Origin of the sequence: Halopseudomonas sp. SMJS2, from assembly GCF_029866945.1 — a bacterium.
GTDB lineage: Bacteria > Pseudomonadota > Gammaproteobacteria > Pseudomonadales > Pseudomonadaceae > Halopseudomonas > Halopseudomonas bauzanensis.
The window spans coordinates 1,001,724-1,018,822 of record NZ_CP123445.1 but is presented as its reverse complement, the minus strand read 5'-3'; the positions used below and the strand labels follow the sequence as shown (position 1 = coordinate 1,018,822).

The window sequence follows — 17,099 nt, the reverse complement described above, 5'->3', positions numbered from 1 at the left end:
GCATAGTATCCTATCTGCGGCGCCGGTATGTCGCCAGTGCTGGAGCACCCGGCGGGGAAATGTGCTAGTAACCGGAGGCGCCATCCGCCGGCACAAAACAGCCAGCGGGCAGGCGCGATACCGCGGTCTCGACGTGGCCATCGCCATGCAAGCGCAACCAGCGATAGCCGGGGGGCTGCGCATCGGTGGCGAAGTCATCACTGCCGACGGCGAACTGCACACAGGTAGAAGGCGATGCCAGCAGACGGATATGTCCGCGCTGCTGATCCAGATATTGATGTATGTGCCCCCAGAGCACCACGCGCACGCGGGGGTCGGCATCCAGCCGGGCGAACAATTGCTCGCTGTTGTCCAGCCCCAGCGGCTCCATCCAGGCACTGCCGATCGGTACTGGGTGATGATGCAGGCAGACCATCAGATAACGCTCGCCCGCCGTCGCCAGCGCTTCGTCCAACCGCAGCAGCTGACGCTCGTCAAGATGACCGCCGACCGAGCCCGGCACGCTGGAGTCCAGCAGCACTATGCGCCAGGCACCAGCATCCACCCAGGGCTGATTGAAATCATGGCCAGCGCCAAGTTGTGCCATCCGCGCCGCATCATCGTGGTTGCCGGGAATCCAGTGCCACGGCGCGGGCAGCCGGGTCATGGCCTCGATAAACCGCTGATAGGCCGGCTCCTCTCCATCCTGGGTGATATCACCGGTGGCCAGCACCAGATCGATCTGTGGCATGTCCTCCAATACCTGGTCGATCACCCCATGCAACGATGCAAGGGTATCCAGCCCCAGCAAGCGTTGATCCGGCGCGGTAAAGAGGTGGCTGTCGGTCAGCTGAACCACCTGGACTGCAGCGGTGGAGGTGGTCGTGGCGGGTGGCGACATCGGGCGTATTCTCTGATCGGTGGACTTCTGTTCGCAGGACATCAGTAGCTCCCCTGCGACCCCCCGCCATGATGGCAACAGACCGGCCGACAATCCAGTGGCGCACCGGCGGCGGTGGCGGAAACTTGCACTCGGCCACAAAAAAACTGGTCAGACCAGACTGCTTTGTGGGCCATCGCCGCGAGGCGCGGCTCCTGTACAGAGCAGTCAACTGTAGAAGCAACAGAGGGTATGCGCAGCTCAGCGATTGAGCAGCACCGGCTGCGGACTCTGCCCATGGCGGTGACAGTAGCCGAGCCATTCACCGAGAAACTGGTTGAGCTGGAATTTCTCGTCCGGCTGCAGCATCTGCTCGTTGGGATAGGGATAGACACTCTGGAAGCGGCGGCGATCATGCACCACAGTCACTTCGGCCATGCGGGCATCGTGGTACAGGCGTACCTCCATGCTCGGAGGCGTCAGCCACTCATGGCGTTTCTCATGTCGGAGTCGCAGCCTGGTGGTGTACGGGCAGCGCTCAAGTACCTGCATCACCAGACGCTGTTGTTCGCTGCCAGCGCTGAGCAGGATATGACATTCGTCCTTCAGCGCCATGTCCGGCATCAACTGGCGCAGACGGTAAAAATTCGCCTCGCATACCGCCTGCAGCGACGACAGATCAACCCGATAGCGGGGTTTGCCGAGAGCCATCATGGTTGCGGCCCCGCCTGGGCACGCAGGCCCTGGCCATGCAGCTCCAGCCATTGCAAGGCGATGATGCTGGCGGCATTATCGATCCGGCCATCGGCCATGACGGCCAGCGCCTCGCTGCGCGGCCAGACACTGACACGAATGTCTTCGCCTTCTTCGGCCAGCCCGTGCAGGCCGCCCGCGCCACGGCTATCCACCGTCGCGCAGTACAGGTATACCTGCTCGTCACTGCCACCCGGCGAGGGAAAGTAGCGGGTGATGGGCGTCAGGTTAAGCAATGTGAGCCCGGCTTCCTCCTCTGCTTCGCGATGGGCGACCTGTTCGGCCTCCTCCCCATCATCAAACAGCCCGGCGACCAGTTCCAGCATCCAGGGATTGGTGCGCTTGCCCAGCGCCCCGACGCGGATCTGCTCGATCAGCACCACCGCATCCTGCCAGGGATCATAGGGCAGCACGCAGACGGCATCCGGCCGCACGAACAGCTCACGGCGCAGCTCCGGCCCCCAACCGCCGGCAAATAGGCGATGGCGCAGGGTCAATACATCCAGCCGGTAGAAGCCGCGAAATCCGGGTTCTCGACGCAGGATCTCGACATCCTGCTGGTTGAAGTCGGTCAAATAATCGCCCCTGAAAAAGACATACCCAATGGTCGTGCTTTTAAACTCGCATATCCGAGCGGACCGAGGCAAGGACTGACCTGTTTCAGCGGCGAACGGTCGTGCCGGTGCGTGGTATTCACCGCCCCGGCACCCGCTATCCGCCCTGCCGCTATACCTTCTGGTACAGCTGCGACCCGGTCTGGCGAAACTCCGAGGACTTGGCCCGCATGCCCTCTTCCACTGCCACGTCCACTGCCTGAATCCGCTGCGCCGCAGCGTAATCACGCACCTCCTGGGTGATCTTCATCGAGCAGAACTTCGGTCCACACATGGAGCAGAAATGCGCTACCTTGGCTGACTCCTTGGGCAGAGTCTCATCATGGAAAGCGCGAGCCGTGTCCGGGTCCAGACCAAGGTTGAACTGATCCTCCCAGCGGAATTCGAAGCGCGCCTTGGACAGAGCATTATCGCGAATCTGCGCGCCCGGGTGCCCCTTGGCCAGATCCGCTGCGTGGGCAGCAATCTTGTAGGTAATGATGCCGGTCTTCACGTCATCCCGGTTGGGTAGCCCCAGATGCTCCTTGGGCGTGACATAACAAAGCATGGCGCAACCGAACCAGCCGATCATCGCCGCACCGATGCCCGAGGTGATGTGGTCATAACCCGGAGCGATATCGGTGGTCAGCGGCCCAAGGGTATAAAACGGCGCCTCGTCGCAGCACTCCAGCTGCTTGTCCATGTTCTCCTTGATCAGTTGCATGGGCACATGACCCGGGCCTTCGATCATGCATTGCACGTCATGCTTCCAGGCAATCTTGGTCAGCTCGCCCAAGGTTTCCAGTTCACCGAACTGCGCCGCGTCGTTGGCATCGGCGATGGAGCCTGGACGCAGGCCGTCGCCCAGAGAGAAGGACACATCATAGGCTTTCATGATCTGGCAGATATCCTCGAAGTGGGTATAGAGGAAGTTCTCCTGGTGGTGCGCCAGACACCACTTGGCCATGATTGAACCGCCACGGGAAACAATACCGGTGACCCGACTCGCCGTCATCGGCACGTAACGCAGCAACACACCGGCATGAATGGTGAAGTAGTCGACGCCCTGCTCGGCCTGCTCGATCAGCGTATCGCGGAAGATCTCCCAGGTCAGGTTCTCGGCGATGCCATCAACCTTCTCCAGCGCCTGGTAGATGGGCACGGTACCGATCGGCACCGGCGAATTGCGAATGATCCATTCGCGGGTTTCATGGATGTTCTTGCCGGTGGACAGATCCATCACCGTATCCGAGCCCCAGCGAATCCCCCAGGTCATCTTCTCGACTTCTTCTTCGATACTGGAGCCCAGCGCCGAGTTGCCGATATTGCCGTTGATCTTCACCAGGAAGTTGCGGCCGATGATCATCGGCTCCAGCTCGGTATGGTTGATATTGGCCGGCAGGATGGCGCGGCCCCGGGCGATTTCCTCACGCACGAATTCTGGCGTGATTTCCTTGGGAATGCTGGCACCGAAGCTGTGTCCCGGATGCTGCTCGGTCAGCAGACCAGCGGCGCGCGCTTCCTGCAGTTTCATGTTTTCGCGAATCGCGACGAACTCCATTTCCGGAGTGATGATGCCCCGGCGGGCGTAGTGCATCTGCGTCACGTTATGCCCCGCCTTGGCCCGGCGCGGCGTGCGCACATGGGCAAAGCGCATGTGATCCAATGATGGATCGGACAGCCGGGCATTACCGAACGCGGAACTCAGGCCAGGCAGGATCTCGGTATCACCCCGCTCATCGATCCAGGCGCTGCGCACATCTGCCAGCCCGGCACGCAGATCAATCTGCACCGCCGGATCGGTATAGGGGCCGGAGGTGTCGTATACCAGCACCGGCGGGTTCTTTTCCACACCCTTGTCGGTCTGGGTATCGGCCAGGCTGATCTCACGCATGGGCACACGGATATCCGGGCGCGATCCGGTTACGTAGATCTTGCGGGAGTTAGGCAAGGGTTGGGTTGCGGCACCATCTGCGCCGGAGTTGGCGATGGCGGTATCAGGCAAGCGACTGGTCATTATTATGCTCCACTGTATGAATTACACAGGGAACCGAAGCGGCACGGAGCCACCACCCCAGGACGGGGTAATGCGGAACTGCGCATCTCGATTCCTACGCCGGTATTAACCGGATCAGGTTCAACGGGTGAAGTCTCAGCCAGCCCAAAAAATGCCGGCACCCCGTCAAGATGAGCCAGCAGCTTAGGCCGTCGCGCGCCAAACAGCAAGTAGCCGACCGCTTGGCCTTGACCGGCGGCCTGCACCTCTTTAGCCTTGGCAGATTGACTTCTACCTCCATGCGAAGGACCTCTGCATGCTGCGCCCCCTGTATATCGCCGTTGTGCTGGCAAGCCTGTCCGGCCCAGCCCTGGCTAAATCCGATTTGCTGACTATCTACCAGGAAGCCCTGCTCAACAGCGCCGATCTCGCCGCAGCCGAAGCCGATGCCCTCGCCCGCCAGGAAGCTCTGCCCCAGGCGCGCGCTCAGTTGCTGCCGAACATCGGCCTGGGGGCCGGCGTGGCCCGCGAACGGGTCGACGTCGAGGGGTTGGGGTCGGACAGCTATTCGACCCATTACTATCAGGCCAGCCTGACGCAGCCGCTGTTCCGTGCCGATCGCTGGTTCAATTACCAGGCGTCCAAGTCGCTCAGTGAACAGGCCCGCGTGGAGTTTTCCGCTACGCAGCAGCAGTTGATCCTGGATGTAGCGCTGGCCTACTTCAATGTATTGCGGGCTTCCGACAACCTGGCCACTGCCCGGGCCGAAGAAGCAGCGTTCGAGCGTCAGCTGGAACAGGCGCGAGAGCGTTTCGAAGTCGGCCTGTCGGCCCGCACCGATGTACTCGAAGCGCTGGCCGGTTTCGATACCGCCCGCGCCGCACGCATCACCGCCGCCACCAATCTGGACGTGAGTTATCAGGCACTGACCCGCCTGACCAACCGCGACCACACCGACCTGCTCGGCATGAGCCACAACCTGCCGATCCTTGCGCCTGTGCCGGCCGACATGCAGGAGTGGGTGGAGACCGCAGCTGCGCAGAACCTGGGCCTGCAGGCCTCGCGGCTGGCTATCGATGCCGCCGGCGACAGCCTGCGCAGCAGCAAGGCGGGTTACGCCCCGACGGTGGATGCTTTCGTGCGTTACAACGACAGTTATGGCGGCGCCCGTCTGGGCGGTGTCGGGGCAGGTATTGGTGGTATGGGCGCCGGCGGTGACACCGAGCTGACCCAGTTCGGTGTGGAGATGACCCTGCCGCTATTTACCGGTGGCGGCACCACATCCCGGGTCCGCGAATCCAACTTCCGCCTGACCCAGGCCGAACACACCAGCGAAGCCGAGTTGCGACGCATCGTCGAGCGTACCCGCAATCTGTTCCGTACGGTCACCTCCAGCGTCGAGGAGGTCGAAGCCCGGCGCCAGTCGATCATTTCCTCCAAGGCCGCCGTGGATGCGACTCAGGCTGGCTATGAGGTAGGTACGCGCAACGTGGTGGATGTGCTGGACGCCCAGCGCAATCTGTTCCGGGCGGTGCGTGATTACAACGATGCCCGCTACAACTACATCGTCGACAACCTCAACCTCAAGCAGGCGGCCGGCACCCTGAGCCCGCAGGATCTGGAAGACCTCTCGACCTGGCTGAAGGCCGACTACGATCCGGACCGCGACTTCATTCCGCCGTTTACCCCGGAAGAAATGCAGCGTATGTCCATCGGCAACCAGCCGCCGCAGCCGATGAGCGAACAGCAGCGGCGAATGCGGACGTCGTTCTGAGTGGCCGGGCAGCGACGCTGCCCCCTGGGATTGTCGAGCACCAGCTCGACAGCTTTCCACCAGACAACGCCGAGGCCGCCGCCAGCAAGGCGAGCTGGTGCTCGAACCTCCCAGGTGTTTGCGCCACTACGGTGGACCGGTTTCCAGCTCGACCAACAGCGTATCAGGCGGCCGCGCTGGTCGGAATGGGAGTTGACGGGATAGCCATAGACCGGGGCGCGCTGACCGAGGCGCGCTCGACTCGATGGAAACCCATCAGTCACTCGCAATGACCGACTAGCTCCCCAGCAACCGCGTGATACCCTGCAGCAACCGCTCCAGTGCCCCCTGATTGGCCGCTACTACCGCCTGCCCCGCCGCTCCAGCGCGGTGCGCTGACGACTGATCACCCAACCAGGCATTTGCCCGCTCCGCCATCGCCGGGGCATCGGCCACTTCCGCCAAGGCCCCGGCCTGCTCCAGCAAATCACTGATCTCGGCAAAGTTGAATCGATGCGGCCCGGACAGCACCGGCAGGCCGAGCGCCGCTGGCTCCAGATAATTGTGTCCACCGCCGGGAATCAACGACCCGCCAACGAAAGCCACATCCGCGCAGGCATAGAACTGCATCAGCTCGCCCATGGTATCGCCCAACAGCACCTGATCGGCCATCGCCGGCATGTTCCCGGCGCTACGGCGTACCATGCCCAGCCCGGCATTTTCTATCTGCCGCGCCACGGCATCGAAGCGCTCCGGATGGCGCGGCACCAGAATCAGCAGCGCCTCGGGATGCCGCTGCAGAACCTGACGATGCGCAGCAAGCACGATCTCGTCTTCCCCGCCATGAGTACTGGCGGCGATCCATACGGGCCGCTCACCCCACTGCGCCCGCCACTGCTCTGCCGTGGCCAGCAGCTCGGCGCCGGGCTTGAGGTCGAACTTGATGCTGCCGGTCACTGCCAGTGCTGACTGGCGCACGCCCAGTGCGATGAAGCGCTCCGCCTCCGCTGCCGTCTGCACCGCCACCCAATCCAGCGCGGCGAACATCGGCCGCACCAGCGCAATGACGCGTTGATAACCCCGCGCCGAGCGCGCAGATAGCCGCGCATTGGCCAGTACTACTGGCACGCCGGCGCGCTTGCACTCGGCCACCAGGTTAGGCCACAGCTCGGTTTCCATGATGATGGCAATCCGTGGCTGCAACCGCCGAATCAGTCGCCGCTGCAGCCAGGGCAGATCGTAGGGCAGATAAGCGTGGCCAACATCATCACCGAATAACTTGCGGATCTGTTCGGAGCCGGTTGGTGTCATGCAGGTCACCGTGATCGGCAACTGCGGATGGCGCTGGCGCAATTCGCGCACCATGGGCGCCGCGGCAATGGATTCGCCCACCGACACCGCATGCACCCAGATACCGCCAGCGCGAAGGTCTCCACCCAGGGCAAAGCGCTCGCGCCAGCGCCGGGCATAGGCCGGGGCGCGCCAGGCACGGTACAGCAGGCGCGCCAGGATCAGCGGCAGACACAGGGTAAAGATCAGACTGTACAAAAAACGCGGCATTCCCTTCTCCAGAAGCGGTCGAGCAGCACAAACGCGGCATAGAGTAGCAGAAGTGACCTGCCCGGCCGTTGATCGCTATACTACGCGAGCTAATCCACTGACCCCGCGGAGCCCATGAGCACACCCTTGCACACCGATATCTGTATTCTGGGCGGCGGCGTCGCCGGTCTCTGGCTCAATGCGCGGCTGCAGCAACAGGGCTACAGCACCTTGCTGGTCGAGCCCCATACCTTGGGCGGCGGGCAGAGCAGCAAGTCCCAGGGCATCATCCATGGCGGCACCAAGTATGCCCTGCACGGCAAACTGACCACCGCCGCAGAAGCCATCGCCGGCATGCCCGGCCGCTGGCGCGCCTGTCTGGATGGTAGTGGTGAACTGGACCTGCAAGGCGTGCGTGTACTCTCGGCGCACCATTATCTCTGGTCACCGGGCAACCTGATCAGCAACCTGGCCGGCTTCTTCGCCAGCAAGGCACTGCGCGGCCGGGTCGATAGCGTGAAGGGGCGGGAACTGCCCGCGGTTTTCGCCAATCCGGCTTTCAAGGGCAAGGTCTATCGGCTGGCCGAGCTGGTGCTGGATGTGCCCGATGTGGTCCGCCGCCTGGCGGAGCTGGGTGGCGATAGCCTGCTCAGCGGCCCGGTCAAGATCGGCGGCAACAGCGACGGTATCACCTCCGTACAGGTTGCCGATCAGCAGATCATCGCCCGACGCTATGTGCTCACCGCCGGGGAAGGCAACGAGGCGCTGCTGCACGGTGCCGGTATCCAGCAGCCCGCCATGCAGCGCCGGCCGCTGCAGATGGTGCTGGCCAAAGGTCCGAACCTGCCGGCCCTTTACGCCCACTGCCTGGGCAGCAGTCCCAAGCCGCGGGTCACTGTGACTACCCACCCCTGCAACGATGGCCAATGGTGCTGGTACCTGGGCGGCGAACTGGCTGAACAGGGCACCGATATGCCGGCCGAGGAGCTGATTCGCCGGGCACAGAAGGAGCTGCAGGAACTGCTGCCCTGGGTCGATCTGAGCAGCTGCCAGTGGGCTACCCTGCCGGTAACCCGTGCCGAACCGGCTCAAAGCGGCCTGGTGCGCCCGGATAATGCCTACCTGCAGGCAGTCGGCAATGCGCTGGTGTGCTGGCCGACCAAGCTGGCCCTGGCACCCGACCTGAGCGACCAGGCCATCGCCGAGCTCGAACGTCAGGCAATCCAGCCGCAGCTGCCGCAGCCGAACAGCGACCTGCCGTGCCCGCCCATTGCCACGCCAGTCTGGGATACCCTGTTTTCATGACATCCCTACAGCAATATCATCGCCCGCTTGGCAGCACTGGCCTGACGGTTTCTCCGCTCGGGCTCGGCACCGTCAAGATCGGCCGCAATCAGGGCGTGAAATACCCTAGCGGCTTCGAACTACCGACCGACCAGCAGGTGCGCGGCTTGCTGGCCCAGGCCCGGGACCTGGGCATCAACCTGCTGGATACCGCCCCCGCCTATGGCCTGAGCGAACAGCGCCTGGGGCCGCTGTTGCAAGGCCAACGCCAGGAATGGGTGCTGTGCAGCAAGGTCGGCGAAGAATTCGACAATGGCGAGTCCTGGTTCGATTTCAGCGCCCGACATACCCGTCACTCGGTACAACGCTCGCTGCAACGGCTGCAGACCGATTATCTGGACCTGGTGCTGGTGCACTCCAATGGTGATGACCTGACCGTCCTTGCCGATGAGGTCTACCCGACGCTGCAGCAACTGAAGCAGGAGGGGCTGATCCGCGCCTTCGGCTTTTCCGGCAAGACTGTCGCTGGTGGCCTGCAGGCGCTGGAAGATGGCGATTGCGCCATGGTGACCTGGAACCTGCGCGAGCAGACCGAGCGTCCGGTTCTCGACTTTGCGCTGTCACACAACAAGGGCATTCTGGTAAAAAAAGCGCTTGCCAGTGGGCATATCTGCCTGGAGGGTGAAGACCCGGTCCGTAGCGGTTTCGAATTGGTCTTCAGCCACCCGGCCGTCGGCAGCGCCATCATCGGTACCATCACACCGGCGCATCTGACGCAGAATGTAGTCACCGTCGCCAACATTCTGCAGCAAGCCGACACGCACAGCGGATCTCAAGCCAGGCCGCGCTGACAGCAGCATGCGCGGCCCCAGACCCAACGAGGGGCGCCATGACCACTATCATTGCCCGCCACGATCCGGTGGCCTTCAAGACCCAGGCCATCCACGTCCAGGCCGGCCCCGAGGTGTTGCGCTACACGCCGGTCGGCAACCCGCTGAGCTTCGAGCAGATGCTCGAGCTGCGCCAGCCGGTACAAGTGGATGACCCGGAACAGTTCGACGTAACCCTGGCCAACCTGGGGGTTTCCGCGGATATTACCTTCCGCTGGCAACAACGGGACTTTCGTCTGCTGGTCCACCAGCAGCGCCCTGATCGTAATGACCAAGTGCTGAAACTGCTGTCCGGCTACGTACCCGCCCACGAGCTGCGTTTGCCCTTGCTCACCCTGATGACCGAACTGGCCGAGGAGCTGCTGCTGGAAACCGGACAGGGCTGGCTGCCGGGGCGTTATCAGGAAGTCTGGCTACCCACACCCTACGCCGATACCCTGCCGCCGGACGGCAACCGCTGGTACAGCCTCAGCCCGCACCAGGGTGCAGCCCGGGCCGTGCTGTGCCGCGAGCTGAATCTACTGGAACGCCCCCATGCCTATGTCCATCTCCCCACCAATTCACTGCAACTGGTCTATCACATGCACCTCAGCGTGCCCCGCTGCCCGGACCTGAGCGCGTTGCACGCCGACGAGTCGCTGGATGCCCAGAGCGGCCAGCTGCAGGCACAGCTGGATCGACAGCGCCCCGATCTCTATCTCGCCGAACTGGTCGATAATCAGTTCAACGGACGCCTGTTTACCCTGGTCAAGGGTGAGCTGATCGAGCAACAGCATCCGCATCTGCTGCTCAGCGAATCCTTCGCACCCCAGACCGGCTGGGTGGTGGCGGACGCCCACTGCCCCTGGGCATATGGCAGCGCACCGCCATGAGGTGTACCATGCGCGCCGAGGCGTGGCCTGTCGGTCATCCTCGATTCCGCCATTGGTTCCTCCTAGCAGGTCGTTGAAAGACGCACTCACGAGCAGTTTTTCCACGGATTGTTAAAGTGGCCCTCGGGCCTTCTTAGACCATGGTCGGATCGTCACGCCAATCAGCTCTTCCCTAGACTGCTGGCTGTTCGTAATCACCCACTGGTAACAAATCCATGTATGAAAGTCGTATTCGCATGCCTGCGCTGCATGACAAAGTCATGAGCGCAGCAGATGCTGCATTGCTGATTGAAGATGGTATGACCGTAGGCATGAGCGGCTTCACCCGTGCCGGGGAAGCCAAGGCAGTCCCGCTGGCGCTGGTCGAGCGCGCCCGGGAGCAACCGCTGAAGATCAGCCTGCTGACCGGTGCCAGCCTGGGCAACGATCTCGACAAACACCTGACCGAAGCCGGTGTACTGGCCCGTCGCATGCCCTTTCAGGTGGACGCCACCCTGCGCAAGGCGATCAACCAGGGCGAGGTCATGTTCATCGACCAGCATCTGTCCGACACCGTTGAACAGATGCGCAACCATCAACTGAAGCTGCCCGATATCGCCGTCATCGAAGCGGTCGCCATCACTGAGGAAGGCCACATCGTACCGACCACCTCGGTGGGCAACTCCGCCAGCTTCGCGATCTTCGCCAAACAGGTCGTGGTTGAAATCAACCTGGCGCATAACCCCAACCTGGAAGGTTTGCACGATATCTACATCCCGACCTACCGGCCGACCCGCACGCCGATCCCCCTGGTCTCCCCCGGCCAGCGCATGGGCAGCACCGCGATTCCGATTGACCCGGCGAAGATCGCCGCCATCGTCATTACCAACCAGCCTGACTCCTACTCCACGGTTACCCCGCCGGATGCGGAAACCCAGGGCATCGCCGACCATCTGATCGCCTTCTTCGAGAAGGAGGTGGAAGCTGGCCGCCTGCCGAAGAACCTCGGTCCACTGCAGGCCGGCATCGGCAGCATCGCCAATGCGGTGATGTGCGGCTTTATCAACTCCTCCTTTGAAGATCTGGTGATGTATTCCGAAGTGCTGCAGGACTGCACCTTCGAGCTGATCGACGCTGGCAAGATGACACTTGCCTCCGGCTGCTCCATCACCCTGTCGGGCCGTTGCAACGAGCGCGTGTTCGGCAATCTGGAGAAGTACAAGGACAAGCTGGTGATGCGCACCCAGGAAATGTCCAACCACCCGGAAATCGTCCGGCGCCTGGGCATCATCGGCATCAATACCGCATTGGAGTTCGACATCTACGGCAACGTCAACTCGACCCACGTGGGCGGCACCAAGATGATGAACGGGATCGGCGGTTCCGGCGACTTCGCCCGCAACGCCAACCTGGCAATTTTCGTCACCAAGTCGATTGCCAAGGGCGGAGCGATCTCCAGCGTGGTGCCCATGGTCAGCCATGTAGACCATACCGAGCATGACGTCGATATCCTGGTCACCGAACAGGGCCTGGCGGACCTACGCGGTCTGGCACCCCGCGAGCGCGCCCGTGTGGTCATCGACAACTGCGTGCACCCGGATTATCGCGATGCGCTGAATGACTACTTCGAGCGAGCCTGCGCCAAGGGTGGCCACACGCCGCACCTGCTGCGCGAAGCGGTCGAATGGCACCTGAACCTGGAAGAATTCGGCCATATGCGCGCTGCAGGCTGATCATCCTCTACTCCGCCCGCGGTTACCGAGAGGTCCGCGGGCGCCGCATTAACCCGCCCTGCATCACAAAACCATCCTCCGCCTAACCCCTTCACTCAATAATGTGAAGCACAGCACTTTGCCCACCGGCCATCCTTGTTATCCTCGCGCTGAATTCACCAACCCGCCGGGGCTCACCATGGATGCCAGCCAGACCCGAACCGGACTTAGCCGCAGCCTGTCAGCACTGCTCATCAGTATCACCCTCGCTGCCGTGGCCAACCTGCCCGCCCAGGCCAACGATCCCAGGGCTGAACGGCAGACCAGTTTCAGCGACCGGAACTACACCCCCAGCCGCCATATCAACACCATCGGCTCGGTGACCGCCCGGAAACAGAAAGACGAACCTGCCAGGGCCCGCCGCATTGAAGAAGAAACAGAGAAAGTGATCTGGACCGACGCCCGCGGCACGGCGACCGAGTACCGCATGTATTACGAACATGACGGCACGCTGCTGGACTTCGCCAGCGTCTGCAGCAACTACCGCACCGGATCGATCGATTACCGCAACTGCCGCAAGGCGGCCAGGCAATGGTTCGGCAGCAAGTGCAACGGGGGCAGCGCGGCGGGGAAGATGTATTGCCATGCCCGCAACGCATTCAGACCGTGAACTGGAATCGACTGCAAAGGCAGCGCTGGGCAGCGCTTGTGTCAGGATCGGTGTGGCCCTAAGTTAATGTGTTAAGGGAGTGAAGCGACGCCTGGAAGGCCGGGTTCCATCCCGGCCAGCGGCATCGCAGCCCCCCCAAGTCTGAATTCAGACTCAGGAAGCGGCCTCACCGCCGTTCTGCTCCCGAATCTTCTCCACTATCGCCGTCGTCGAACAGCTATCGACAAATTTGAGCACCTTCACCTCGCCGCCATAGGCCTGCACAATAGACGCCCCCACTACCTGATCGATGCCATAGTCGCCGCCCTTGACCAGCACATCCGGGCGCAGCTGCTTCAGCAGCTCTTCCGGCGTATCCTCGGCAAAACTCACCACCCAATCCACCGCACCCAATCCGGCCAGCACGGTCATGCGCCGCTCCACCGCATTGATCGGCCGCCCCGGCCCTTTGAGACGGGTCACCGAAGCATCGTCATTGATCGCCACGATCAGCCGATCGCCCTGGCTGCGCGCCTCTTCCAGATAACCCACATGACCGGCATGGATGATATCGAAACAACCATTGGTGAAGACGATACGCTCACCATGGGCGCGGGCGTCCTCCACGGCCACGATCAACTGCTCGGCCGACAACACCCCAAGCCCGGCGCCCTGCTCATGTTGCACCGCACGGCGCAGCTCCGGCGCGCTGATGGCAGCGGTACCCAGCTTGCCGATAACGATACCCGCCGCCAGATTGGCCAGGGCCACGGCGTTAGGCAGCGACTCGCCCGCGGCCAGTGCGGTTGCGACCGTTGAGATCACAGTGTCGCCCGCACCGGTCACATCGAACACTTCCCGGGCGCGGGCGGGCAAATGCAGGGCCACTTCACCGCGTCGCAGCAGCGTCATCCCATGCTCACTGCGGGTAACCAGCAGTGCCTCCAGCTCCAGCTCCTCGATCAGCGCCAGGCCTTTGTCGACCAACTCCTGCTCAGTGGAGCAGACACCCACCACCGCCTCGAATTCAGACAGGTTGGGCGTGATCAGGGTGGCACCGCGGTAGACGCTGAAATCTTTCCCCTTGGGGTCGGCCAACACCGGCAGGTTGCGCTCCCGAGCGGCCTTGATCAACGCCTGATGATTGACCAACGCACCCTTGCCATAATCCGAGAGGATCACCACCCGGACCTTGTCCAGCAGCCCGTTTACCGTATCCAGCAGAGCATCGCCATCAGTAGCAAAGGGCTCTTCGAAGTCCACCCGCAGTAGTTGTTGATGCCGACTCAACACCCTCAGCTTGGTGATGGTCGGCTGCTCGGGGTGCCCCTGGAAAGCGCAGTACACACCCGCAGCATTCAAGCGCCGCTGCAGTATCTCGGCGGCCTCATCCTCACCCGTGACGCCCACCAGCCAGGCGGGCGCACCCAGCGCAGCAATATTCAGTGCCACGTTACCGGCGCCGCCGGGGCGATCCTCGATCTGATCAACTCTGACCACCGGCACCGGCGCCTCTGGTGAAATACGGTGACTGGGACCGTGCCAGTAACGGTCCAGCATCACATCACCCACCACCAGAACCGGCGCGGAATCAAAACGGGGCATGGTCAATTTCATTGCGTCACTCACTTGTATTGGCTCCGACCTGTCAGGTTGGTAATAGCGTCTCAGACGGCGGGCTTCTCGTCCTGGAACTGCATACTGTGCAGCCGTGCATAATAACCATCCTGCGCTATCAGCTCGGCATGACTGCCGCGCTCGACGATGCGCCCCTGGTCCATCACCATGATGATGTCGGCCTTCTCGATGGTCGACAAGCGGTGGGCGATCACCAGTGCGGTGCGACCTTCCATCACGCGATCCAGCGCCGCCTGGATATGTCGCTCTGATTCCGTATCCAGCGCTGATGTCGCCTCATCCAGAATCAGCACCGGCGCATCACGCAACAGGGCACGGGCAATGGCCAGACGCTGGCGTTGGCCGCCGGACAGCAACACGCCGTTTTCACCGACCAGCGTGTCGAAGCCCTGAGGTAGCTGCTCGATGAATTCCGCTGCGTAGGCGGCTTCCGCCGCAGCAATCACGGCCTCGCGCGGCGCCCCGGCCAGATCACCATAGGCAATATTGTTGGCGACCGTATCATTGAACAATGTCACATTCTGAGTCACCAGGGCGATCTGCCGGCGCAGGTTGCGCAAACGGTACTGCTCTACCTCGACGCCATCGAGCAAGATGTCCCCTTGGTCATGACTATAAAAACGGGGAATCAGATTGGCCAGGGTCGATTTACCACTGCCGGAACGGCCCACCAGCGCCACCATCTGCCCCGGCTCGATAGTGAAATCGATGTCCTGCAATACCACCTTGTCCGTCCCGGGATAGTGGAAAGACAGGTTCTTGACCTCAATACGCCCGCTGATGCGCTCGCGCTCGACGGTACCGGTATCCTTCTCGGGCTCCTCATCCAACTGCTCGAAAATGCTCTCAGCCGCGGCGATACCTTTCTGGATATTGGCACTGACCTCGGACAACTGACGAATCGGCTTGGGCAGCAAGCCTGCCGCTGTGATGTAGGACACCAGATCACCAGCGGTCGCATCGCCACGCAGAAACAACACCAGGAACATCACCCCGGCCATCGCCCCGTAGGTTACCAACTGCAGCGTAGGCGTGAACACCGCACCCGTACGGACCATCTTCAAGCCGCGCGAGCGATTGTTTTCGCTTGCTTTGTGAAAGCGCTCACTCTCATATGTCTCGCCGCCGAAGCTACGTACCACGCGGTAGCCGGTAATGGTCTCGGAGGTGACATGGGTCACATCACCCATGGCCGTCTGGATCTTCTTGCTCTGCTTGCGAAATTTCTTGCTGGTACTGTTGACCATCAGGCCAATCAGCGGCAGTACCGCCATCAGCACCAGGGTCAGTTTCCAGTTCATCCACAGCAGATAGCCAAACAGGAAGATCACCGTCATGCCTTCACGGAACACCACCTTGATTGCATCGGTGGCGGCGCCGGTGACCATGGTCACGTTGAAGGTCACCCGGGACACCAGATGACCTGAATTGTTGTTGTCGAAGTAGCGGTTGGGCAATGTCAGCAGATTATCGAACAGCGCGGTGCGCAGGTCATGTACCACACCCAGCGATACCCTGGCGATGTAGTAGTTACCCAGGAAGGAGCCAATGCCCTGATACACCGCGACCAGGACGATGAATAGCGGAAAGCCCCAGATCAGCGGTACGCCGAGAAACTGGGCGCTGGCCCCCTCATTCAGCCCGTCCACAAAATACTTCAGCATCCAGGCCATAGCGGGCTGACTGGAAGCGAAGACCATGAACCCCAGGATACTGATGACAAACGACACCCAGTAGGGCTTCACATAACCAAGCAAGCGCAGATAGATACGTGCGCTTGAGCGGGCAAAGCTTTCTTTTGGAGAATCCGACATAAGCTCTTCGCGAAATGGAATCAGGCCGGGAGTTTATCACAGCATGTCGGGCCGCAAGCCCAATCGCATACAGCCTCACATGAAGGAATAGTCCAGTTACGGTAAACTACCGTTTTGTTTCAGGATCGTGTCAATGCAGCCACTCAACAGGGAACAGTACGACATCTGGCGTGCCGATGCGCAGATACTCGAGAAGGACGGCCACGGTGAAAAGGTCCTGCGCCTGGCCGACGGCACCTTTCTCAAACTGTTCCGGCGCAAAAGCTGGCTCTCCAAGACCGCTTTCTATTCACCGGCCAAACGCTTCGCGGACAACGCCGCAGAACTGCAACGCCTCGGCATCCCCTGCCCCCGGGTCATTCAGCTTTACCGGATGAGTGACCCATACCGTTCGGTGGTCCATTACGAACCATTGGCAGGCGAAACGCTGCGTCAATTACTGGAGGACGATACCAGTCTCGATCAACTGGAGCTGTTTGCTCGACTGGCGGAATTCATTACCCACCTGCATGATCTGGGCGTTTACTTTCGCTCGCTGCACATGGGCAACATTGTCCTGACGCCCGACAATAAACTCGGCTTGATCGATATCTCTGATATGCGCTGCCTGGGCCGGCCACTGCCCCGGCGGATGCGAGACAGGAATTATCAGCATCTGCTGCGTTATGAAAGTGATTGGGCGTTGGTGAATCCAAACGTGGGCAGCCTATTCAGATTCAACTCGCGATAAGGCATGCTACTGCAACGGTAAATGTGATTTTTATCGCA

The 17,099-nt window shown here is 61.7% G+C and carries 14 protein-coding genes and 1 riboswitch; of the genes, 7 read left to right on the top strand and 7 right to left on the bottom strand.

Annotated features, from left to right (window positions below):
• Window positions 1-64: 64 nt before the first annotated feature.
• The 4 genes from cpdA to thiC all read right to left on the bottom strand — a co-directional run bounded on the left by cpdA (window position 65) and on the right by thiC (window position 4,222).
• Window positions 65-880, bottom strand: coding sequence for a 3',5'-cyclic-AMP phosphodiesterase (cpdA, locus tag QAO71_RS04840; RefSeq protein ID WP_036991162.1), 816 nt, complete (start codon window positions 878-880; stop codon window positions 65-67).
• Window positions 881-1,120: 240 nt separating this feature from the next.
• Window positions 1,121-1,570 (bottom strand): DUF1249 domain-containing protein, encoded by a 450-nt coding sequence (locus QAO71_RS04835; RefSeq protein WP_280165658.1) that lies wholly within the window; start codon window positions 1,568-1,570, stop codon window positions 1,121-1,123.
• Complete coding sequence (locus QAO71_RS04830) at window positions 1,570-2,187, bottom strand: NUDIX domain-containing protein (RefSeq protein ID WP_280165406.1); 618 nt, start codon at window positions 2,185-2,187, stop codon at window positions 1,570-1,572. The genes QAO71_RS04835 and QAO71_RS04830 overlap by 1 nt, the downstream gene beginning before the upstream one ends.
• 151 nt (window positions 2,188-2,338) lie before the next feature.
• On the bottom strand, window positions 2,339-4,222 hold the full coding sequence (gene thiC / locus QAO71_RS04825) for a phosphomethylpyrimidine synthase ThiC (protein ID WP_280165405.1): 1,884 nt from the start codon (window positions 4,220-4,222) through the stop codon (window positions 2,339-2,341).
• Between the two features lie 74 nt (window positions 4,223-4,296).
• A riboswitch (TPP riboswitch) is annotated at window positions 4,297-4,397 on the bottom strand.
• A gap of 120 nt (window positions 4,398-4,517) precedes the next feature.
• Here thiC and QAO71_RS04820 point away from each other — a divergent pair.
• Window positions 4,518-5,975 carry a TolC family outer membrane protein gene (locus QAO71_RS04820; protein WP_136869259.1) on the top strand — a complete coding sequence of 486 codons (1,458 nt, stop codon included), beginning with the start codon at window positions 4,518-4,520 and terminating at the stop codon, window positions 5,973-5,975.
• 276 nt (window positions 5,976-6,251) lie between these two features.
• Here the strand turns inward: QAO71_RS04820 and waaA are convergent, their stop codons facing one another.
• Window positions 6,252-7,514, bottom strand: coding sequence for a lipid IV(A) 3-deoxy-D-manno-octulosonic acid transferase (waaA, locus tag QAO71_RS04815; protein WP_036990674.1), 1,263 nt, complete (start codon window positions 7,512-7,514; stop codon window positions 6,252-6,254).
• A 114-nt stretch (window positions 7,515-7,628) separates the two neighbouring features.
• On the opposite strand from waaA, the gene QAO71_RS04810 reads away from it, so the two are divergent.
• The 5 genes from QAO71_RS04810 (at window position 7,629) to QAO71_RS04790 (ending at window position 12,900) form a co-directional block, all read left to right on the top strand.
• Window positions 7,629-8,798, top strand: coding sequence for an FAD-dependent oxidoreductase (locus tag QAO71_RS04810; protein WP_280165404.1), 1,170 nt, complete (start codon window positions 7,629-7,631; stop codon window positions 8,796-8,798).
• Entirely contained in the window at window positions 8,795-9,628 is an 834-nt protein-coding gene (locus QAO71_RS04805) for an aldo/keto reductase (RefSeq protein WP_074780167.1), read from the top strand. The genes QAO71_RS04810 and QAO71_RS04805 overlap by 4 nt, the downstream gene beginning before the upstream one ends.
• 38 nt (window positions 9,629-9,666) lie before the next feature.
• Window positions 9,667-10,539: a metal ABC transporter ATPase gene (locus QAO71_RS04800; protein ID WP_280165403.1), complete on the top strand. Its 873-nt coding sequence runs from the start codon at window positions 9,667-9,669 to the stop codon at window positions 10,537-10,539.
• 215 nt (window positions 10,540-10,754) lie between these two features.
• Window positions 10,755-12,251 carry an acetyl-CoA hydrolase/transferase family protein gene (locus QAO71_RS04795; protein ID WP_074780164.1) on the top strand — a complete coding sequence of 499 codons (1,497 nt, stop codon included), beginning with the start codon at window positions 10,755-10,757 and terminating at the stop codon, window positions 12,249-12,251.
• Between the two features lie 178 nt (window positions 12,252-12,429).
• Entirely contained in the window at window positions 12,430-12,900 is a 471-nt protein-coding gene (locus QAO71_RS04790; protein WP_280165402.1) for a hypothetical protein, read from the top strand.
• A 153-nt stretch (window positions 12,901-13,053) separates the two neighbouring features.
• Here QAO71_RS04790 and hldE read toward each other — a convergent pair whose 3' ends face one another.
• On the bottom strand, window positions 13,054-14,496 hold the full coding sequence (gene hldE / locus QAO71_RS04785; protein ID WP_280165401.1) for a bifunctional D-glycero-beta-D-manno-heptose-7-phosphate kinase/D-glycero-beta-D-manno-heptose 1-phosphate adenylyltransferase HldE: 1,443 nt from the start codon (window positions 14,494-14,496) through the stop codon (window positions 13,054-13,056).
• 50 nt (window positions 14,497-14,546) lie between these two features.
• Window positions 14,547-16,331, bottom strand: a complete 1,785-nt coding sequence (msbA, locus tag QAO71_RS04780) for a lipid A export permease/ATP-binding protein MsbA (RefSeq protein WP_280165400.1) — start codon at window positions 16,329-16,331, stop codon at window positions 14,547-14,549.
• 133 nt (window positions 16,332-16,464) lie between these two features.
• Here msbA and QAO71_RS04775 point away from each other — a divergent pair, with 133 nt between their 5' ends.
• Entirely contained in the window at window positions 16,465-17,061 is a 597-nt protein-coding gene (locus tag QAO71_RS04775) for a lipopolysaccharide kinase InaA family protein (RefSeq protein WP_051611024.1), read from the top strand.
• Window positions 17,062-17,099 lie beyond the last annotated feature (38 nt).

Bases quoted from the DNA above. Each gene is read 5' to 3' on its own strand.
- cpdA (WP_036991162.1), bottom strand. From the start codon at position 880: ATGTCGCCACCCGCCACGACCACCTCCACCGCTGCAGTCCAGGTGGTT.
- QAO71_RS04835 (WP_280165658.1), bottom strand. From the start codon at position 1,570: ATGGCTCTCGGCAAACCCCGCTATCGGGTTGATCTGTCGTCGCTGCAG.
- thiC (WP_280165405.1), bottom strand. From the start codon at position 4,222: ATGACCAGTCGCTTGCCTGATACCGCCATCGCCAACTCCGGCGCAGAT.
- QAO71_RS04820 (WP_136869259.1), top strand. From the start codon at position 4,518: ATGCTGCGCCCCCTGTATATCGCCGTTGTGCTGGCAAGCCTGTCCGGC.
- waaA (WP_036990674.1), bottom strand. From the start codon at position 7,514: ATGCCGCGTTTTTTGTACAGTCTGATCTTTACCCTGTGTCTGCCGCTG.
- QAO71_RS04810 (WP_280165404.1), top strand. From the start codon at position 7,629: ATGAGCACACCCTTGCACACCGATATCTGTATTCTGGGCGGCGGCGTC.
- QAO71_RS04805 (WP_074780167.1), top strand. From the start codon at position 8,795: ATGACATCCCTACAGCAATATCATCGCCCGCTTGGCAGCACTGGCCTG.
- QAO71_RS04800 (WP_280165403.1), top strand. From the start codon at position 9,667: ATGACCACTATCATTGCCCGCCACGATCCGGTGGCCTTCAAGACCCAG.
- QAO71_RS04795 (WP_074780164.1), top strand. From the start codon at position 10,755: ATGTATGAAAGTCGTATTCGCATGCCTGCGCTGCATGACAAAGTCATG.
- QAO71_RS04790 (WP_280165402.1), top strand. From the start codon at position 12,430: ATGGATGCCAGCCAGACCCGAACCGGACTTAGCCGCAGCCTGTCAGCA.
- hldE (WP_280165401.1), bottom strand. From the start codon at position 14,496: ATGAAATTGACCATGCCCCGTTTTGATTCCGCGCCGGTTCTGGTGGTG.
- msbA (WP_280165400.1), bottom strand. From the start codon at position 16,331: ATGTCGGATTCTCCAAAAGAAAGCTTTGCCCGCTCAAGCGCACGTATC.
- QAO71_RS04775 (WP_051611024.1), top strand. From the start codon at position 16,465: ATGCAGCCACTCAACAGGGAACAGTACGACATCTGGCGTGCCGATGCG.